This is a genomic window from Chitinimonas sp., assembly GCF_036568685.1.
Taxonomy (GTDB): domain Bacteria; phylum Pseudomonadota; class Gammaproteobacteria; order Burkholderiales; family Chitinimonadaceae; genus Chitinimonas.
Genome location: NZ_DATCSC010000100.1, coordinates 20856 through 27385 on the forward strand (window position 1 = coordinate 20856; position 6530 = coordinate 27385).

5 protein-coding genes are annotated in these 6530 nt (G+C 62.5%); 3 read left to right on the forward strand and 2 right to left on the reverse strand.

The annotated features are described in order from the left end of the window. Positions 1–6: 6 nt before the first annotated feature. Both VIM95_RS14545 and VIM95_RS14550 read right to left on the reverse strand, forming a co-directional pair. The gene (locus VIM95_RS14545) at positions 7–1170 is read right to left on the reverse strand and encodes a PilT/PilU family type 4a pilus ATPase (protein ID WP_331986940.1); all 1164 of its coding nucleotides are present in this window, start codon (positions 1168–1170) and stop codon (positions 7–9) included. 117 nt (positions 1171–1287) lie between these two features. Then, the gene (locus VIM95_RS14550) at positions 1288–2979 is read right to left on the reverse strand and encodes an AMP-binding protein (RefSeq protein ID WP_331986942.1); all 1692 of its coding nucleotides are present in this window, start codon (positions 2977–2979) and stop codon (positions 1288–1290) included. 310 nt (positions 2980–3289) lie between these two features. On the opposite strand from VIM95_RS14550, the gene rimP reads away from it, so the two are divergent. The 3 genes from rimP to VIM95_RS14565 form a co-directional block, all read left to right on the forward strand. Continuing rightward, a complete protein-coding gene (gene rimP / locus VIM95_RS14555) occupies positions 3290–3721 on the forward strand; it encodes a ribosome maturation factor RimP (protein WP_331986944.1) in 432 nt (143 codons plus the stop codon). A gap of 80 nt (positions 3722–3801) precedes the next feature. Continuing rightward, the gene (gene nusA / locus VIM95_RS14560) at positions 3802–5301 is read left to right on the forward strand and encodes a transcription termination factor NusA (protein ID WP_331986946.1); all 1500 of its coding nucleotides are present in this window, start codon (positions 3802–3804) and stop codon (positions 5299–5301) included. A gap of 32 nt (positions 5302–5333) precedes the next feature. Then, on the forward strand, positions 5334–6530 hold a 1197-nt coding region (locus VIM95_RS14565; RefSeq protein ID WP_331986948.1), incomplete at its 3' end, for a translation initiation factor IF-2 N-terminal domain-containing protein.

A 6530-nucleotide genomic window follows, 5' to 3' on the forward strand; every position in this document is an offset into this window, starting at 1 on the left:
GAGGGGTCAGTGCAGGTCGATGTCGAAGCTGATCTCGGGTTCGGGCGCGGCCTTGGCGGCCTGCTCGGCCTGTACGCGCTTCTGCGCGCGCTCGGCCTCGATCTCGGACTGGGATTGGGCGTTGTTGATCAGCCAGGCCAGGTTGGTGGCCGAATCGGCGTTGGTCATGGCCTCGTCGTAGGTGATCTCGCCATCGCGGTAGAGCTTGTAGAGCGCCTGCTCAAAGGTCTGCGAGCCCTGGTAGAGGCTCTGCTCCATGGCTTCCTTCATCTGGTCGATCTCGCCGTTCTTGATCAACTCGGCGATGCGGCTGGAGTTGACCATCACCTCCACCGCCGGGGTCAGCTGGCCCTGCTTGTTCTTGACCAGGCGCTGCGAGATCACGGCCTTCAGCGCCACGCTCAGGTCCATCAGCAGGCTTTCCCGTGCCTCGTGCGGGAAGAAGTTGATGATCCGGTTCATCGAGTGGTAGCTGTTGTTGGCGTGCAGGGTGGAGATGATCAGGTGGCCGGCCTGGGCATAGGTCAGCGCATGCTGCATGGTCATCTTGTCGCGGATCTCGCCGATCATCATCACGTCCGGCGCCTCGCGCATGGCGTTCTTCAGCGCGTCCGAGAAGCTGTGGGTATCGATGCCCACTTCGCGCTGGCTGACGATGCTCTTGCGGTGCGGGTACAGGTATTCGATCGGGTCCTCGATGGTGAGGATATGACCCGGGGTGGTGCTGTTGCGATGCTCCAGCATGGCGGTGATGGTCGAGGTCTTGCCCGAACCGGTCGAGCCGACCACGAAGATCAGGCCGCGCTTCTCCATGATCAGCTGCTTGAGCGATTCCGGCAGGCGCAGATCGTCAATGGTGGGCGACACCGCCTTGATGTAGCGCACCACGATGCCGATGTTGCCGCGCTGTTTGAAGATGTTGATACGGAAGTTACCCACACCCTCGACGAGGTGGCCGAAGTTCATTTCCCATTCGGCCTCGAAGGTGCTGCGCTGGTCCTCGGTCATCAGCTCATAGGCCAAGGCCTGCACATGAGCGTTCTGCAGCACCTGCTGGTTGACCGGGTAGAGCACGCCCTGGATCTTCACCTGCACCGGGCTACCGGCCGTGACGAAGAGGTCGCTGGCCTGGCGTTCGGCCATCATCTTGAAGAAAGGGAGCAAGTTCATGGGCTGAGGGCCGTTGGCTTCTAATGCTGCTGAGTTTAGCACGCCTGAATGCGCGAACCCGCCATGTGGCGGGTTCGCGTCAGTACGTTGGCATGCGGCGCCGGGGCGCTGGCCGGATCAGGCGGGGGTCTTGGCGACTTCCTCGTCGCGCAGTGCGCGGCGCAGGATCTTGCCCACATTGGTCTTGGGCAGCTCCTTGCGGAACTCGATAAAGCGCGGGATCTTGTAACCGGTCAGGTTCTTCTTGCAGTGCTCATGCAACTCTGCCTCGGTCAGGGCGGGGTCCTTCTTGACCACGAAGATCTTCACCACTTCGCCCGACTTTTCGTCCGGTACGCCGATACAGGCGACTTCCAGCACGCCGGGGTGCATGGCCACCACGTCCTCGACCTCGTTCGGGTAGACGTTGAAGCCTGACACCAGGACCATGTCCTTCTTGCGGTCCACTAGTTTGACGAAGCCATCCGGGTGCACCACGGCCATATCGCCGGTGGCCAACCAACCATCGGCATCGATGACCTTGGCGGTCTCTTCCGGCCGGTTCCAGTAACCCTTCATGACCTGCGGGCCCTTGACCCACAATTCGCCCGGCTCTTCGAAGCCCAGTTCGCGGCCTTCGGCGTCGCGGATCTGGATGTCGGTGGAAGGCACCGGCAGGCCGATGGCGCCGTTGTAGCCCTTGAGGTTCATGGGGTTGATGCAGGCGGCTGGCGAGGTCTCGGTCAGGCCGTAGGCCTCGATCAGCGGCACGCCGGTCATGTTCTTGAACTTGTCGGCCACGGCGCGCTGCACGGCCATGCCGCCGCCCAGGGCCAGCTTCCAGGTCTTGAAGTTGAGCTTGGGGAAGTCGGGGTTGTTCAAGAGGGCGTTGAACAGGGTGTTTACGCCGGTCATGCAGGTGATGGGGAACTTGCCCAACTCCTCGACGAAGGCTGGGATGTCGCGCGGATTGGTGATCAGCACGTTGAGGCCGCCGATCTTGCTGAACACCATGCAGTTCGCGGTCAGGCAGAAGATATGGTACAGCGGCAGGGCGCAGACGATGACCTCTTCGCCTTCCTTCACCAGCGGTACCAGCCAGGCGTGGGCCTGCTGCATATTGGCGATGATGTTGGCGTGGGTCAGCATCGCGCCCTTGGAGACGCCGGTGGTGCCGCCGGTATACTGCAGGAAGGCGATATCGTCATGGCCGACGTCGACCTTCTTGAGTTCGTGGCGGTGGCCGATGCTCAGGGCGCCGTTGAAGCTGACGGCCTGCGGCAGGTTGTAGGCCGGTACCATCTTCTTCACGTGCTTGAGCAGGAAGCTGATGACTGAGCCCTTGAAGCCCAAGAGGTCACCCATCTCGGTGACGATCACGTTCTTGATCGGGGTGCGGTCGATCACTTCGGCCAGCACATGGGCGAAGTTGGCGACGATGATGATGGTGGTGGCGCCCGAGTCTTTCAGCTGATGCTCGAGCTCACGCGGTGTGTAGAGCGGGTTGACGTTGACCACGGTCAGGCCGGCACGCAGCACGCCGAAGACGCAGATCGGGTATTGCAGCAGGTTGGGCATCATCACGGCAACGCGTTCGCCCTTGCCGAGCTTGAGTGCCTGTTGCAGATAGGCGCCCAGATCACGCGAACCCTGCTCGATTTCGCCGTAGCTCATGGTGCGGCTGGCGAACTTGATCGAATTGGCAAAGGCGGGACGATCGCGGAATTTCTGCGCGCTCTTCTCGAAAACCTCGCCGGCCGACTGGAATTCGTTGATGTCGATTTCGGCGGGTACGCCGGCCTGATACTGGTTCAACCAGACTTTTTCCATACGCTGCTGTCTCCGAGTTGCTGTCTGAGTTCCGCGTTTGCCCGCGGATGTGGCCAAGCTGACGTTGGCTTTCTGGGCACTGCACCGTGCCGGTCTGTGCTGAGGGATGGCGGAGCCAGGTCCGCTCTGCGGCACTGTACCGGAATAGGTAAATCTACGCCAAGTGCCAACCAAGCACCCGCTTGGGTAGATGCAACACGCCGTCGGGGTTCCGTTTTGCGCGCTAAGTCGCTAAAATAGCGGGGATTTCAATTCTTACAGTGATCTGGAAGTGGGCTCGAGGGCCCATTTTTCATTTCTGCGACACGCTATGGACATGCAACGCTTGCTGGACGCCACGCTCCCGGGGCTGGGTTACGAACTGGTGGATCTTGAGCTGGGCCGGGATGGCCTGGTGCGGGTATTCATCGACGCGCCGGACGGTATCACGCTCGACGACTGCGTGAAGGTGAGTAATCACCTTTCCCATTTGTTCACGGTCGAGAACGTGCCGTACGAGCGGCTGGAGATCTCCTCGCCGGGGCTGGATCGGCCCCTGAAGAAGGAGGCGGACTTCGTCCGTTTCGCCGGCCAGCAGGTGAAGATCAAGCTGCGCCTGCCGTTGGAAGGTGGCCGCAAGACCCTGCAGGGCGAATTGCGCGGCGTGGTCGACGGCAAGGTCGAAGTGCTGGTGGCGCCCGAGCAGGTCGTGGCCGTGCCGCTGAGCCAGATCGACAAGGCCCGCCTCGTGCCGGTGTTCTGATCCGATTGCTGCTGGATAGATAAAGATTTCAAGAGATTGGGGCCTTTGCCCAAAGCGATACGGTTGGAGGTATTCGAGAAATGAGTCGTGAAATCCTGTTGCTGGTCGATGCACTGGCGCGCGAGAAGAACGTTGCCCAGGACATCGTGTTCAGTGCCCTTGAAATGGCGCTGGCCTCGGCCACCAAGAAGCGTTACACCGATGATGTTGATGTGCGGGTCTCGATCGACCGCGTGAGCGGCGACTATGAGAGCTTCCGCCGCTGGGAGGTGGTCGAGGACAACGACCATGAAGAGCCGTCGCGCCAGTTTGCCATCACCGACGTGAAGGAAAAGGGCCTGGCCCTGCAGATTGGTGATTTCTACGAAGAGCCGCTCGAACCGATCGAATTTGGTCGTATTGGCGCCCAGACTGCCAAGCAGGTGATCCTGCAGCGCATCCGCGACGCCGAGCGTGAGCAGATCCTGAACGACTTCCTGGATCGCAAGGAGCACCTGGTCACCGGCACCATCAAGCGTATCGAGCGTGGCAATGCCATCGTCGAAGTGGGCAAGCTCGAAGCCAAGCTGCCGCGCGAGCACATGATCCCCAAGGAAAACCTGCGGGTGGGCGACCGCGTGCGAGCCTATCTGGTCAAGATCGACCGCGACGGCCGTGGCGCCCAGCTGATCCTGAGCCGTACCGCACCAGAATTCATTGCCAAGCTGTTCGAGTTGGAAGTGCCTGAAATCGAAGAGGGCATCATCGAGATCCGTGGTGCTGCCCGTGATCCGGGCGTACGCGCCAAGATCGCGGTCAAGTCCAACGACCCGCGTGTTGACCCGCAGGGTACTTGTATCGGTATGCGCGGTTCGCGCGTGCAGGCGGTGACCGGCGAGTTGGCCGGCGAGCGTGTGGATATCGTGCTGTGGTCGGCCGACCCTGCCCAGTTCGTGCTCGGCGCCCTGGCCCCGGCTGAAGTGCAGAAGATCATGGTGGACGAAGAGAGCCACAGCATGGACGTGGCAGTGGACGAGGAAAACCTCGCCATGGCCATTGGCCGTGGTGGCCAGAATGTGCGCCTCGCCGCCGAACTGACCGGCTGGCAGCTCAATATCATGACGCTGGAGCAGGTCGAGCAGAAGCATGAAGTCGAGTACGCCAAGGTGCGCGAACTCTTCATGGCTGCGCTCGATGTGGACGAGGAAGTCGCCGACATCCTGGTGCAGGAAGGTTTCAGCACCCTGGAAGAAGTGGCTTACGTGCCGATCGAGGAAATGCTGGATATCGACGGCTTTGACGAGAACCTGGTCAACGAGCTGCGCAGCCGTGCGCGCGATTCGCTCTTGACCCAGGCGATCGCCAAGGAAGAGCAGGTCGAGAACAGCGTTGAAGCACTGCAGGACCTGGACGGCATGAGCCCGGAGATCGCGCGCGCACTGGCCAGCAATGGTATTGCCACCCGCGACGACCTGGCCGAGCTGGCGGTCGATGAGCTGGTCGAGATGACCGGCATCGACGCCGAAGCCGCCAAGCAATTGATCATGACCGCCCGTGCCCACTGGTTTGCTGAAGACCAGTCGTCCGAGCAGAACGCCTAAGCGGCAGGGAGACGGGAATAAGGATGAATCAGATGAATGTGAGTCAATTTGCGGCTGATCTCAGGATGCCGCCGCAACACCTGCTGGACCAGCTGCGCGCCGCCGGCGTTGACAAGTCGGGCGTGGACGACGCGCTGACCGAACAGGACAAGACCAAGCTGCTGAGCTACCTGCGCAGCGTGCATGGTTCGGCCATGGACAAGCCCAAGGTCACCCTGGCGCGCAAGCAGACCAGCGAGATCAAGAAGGCCGATGCCAGCGGCAAGAACCGCACCATCCAGGTCGAGGTCAAGAAGAAGCGCGTGGTAATCGCCCCTGAGGTAAGCGCCGCTGCCGCTCAGCCCGAGCAGGTTGCTGCCGCCGCCGTGGTGGCTGAAGAGGCCGTGCTCGAGGCCGTGGCGGCCCCGGTGGAGGTCGAAGTCGTGGCCGAACCGGTGGTGGCCGAAGTGCCCGAAGTGGTGGTCGAGGCCGAGCCGGTGGTGGAAGCTGCCCCCGTTGAGGTTGAGCCGGAAGTCGCAGCACCGGTCGAGGTGGCCGAGGTCGAGGCCGAGGCTGTGGCCGATGCCGCCCCTGCTGCTGCGCCGCTGTCGCGCGCCGACGTACTGGGCCAGGCCGAACTCGACGCACGTGCGGCCCAGGCTGCGCGTCAGCGCGCCCTGTTCGAGCGCCAGGCGGCCGACATCAAGGCCAAGCAGGACCGTGAAGCTGCCCGGAAGGCTGCTCAGGAAGCCGCCGCCAAGGCCGCTGCCGAAGCCGCTGCCGCGCCCAAGCCGGCGTCGACCGAGCATACCCTGCACCGCGCTCCGAGCAAGCCGGGCGAGGCCAAGAAGGATGCCAAGCCGGCCGCCGCCGATGTGAAGAAGGCCGCCACGCCGGCCAAGGATGGTTGGGGCGATGGCGCCAAGCGCCGTGGTGGCCTCAAGACCCGCGGTGGCGATGCTGGCGCAGCCGGCAATGGCTGGAAGAGTGGCAAGAAGGGTAGCCGTAACCGCGGCGCCGACGACAATGCCCACGGCTTCCAGGCGCCGACCGAACCGATCTCCCGTGAAGTCGATGTGCCGGAGACCATCTCGGTCGCCGACCTCGCCCACAAGATGGCGGTCAAGGCTGCCGAAGTGATCAAGGTGCTCATGAAGATGGGCATGATGGTCACCATCAACCAGGTGCTGGACCAGGAAACGGCCATGATCGTGGTCGAGGAAATGGGCCACCAGGCGGTTGCTGCACGA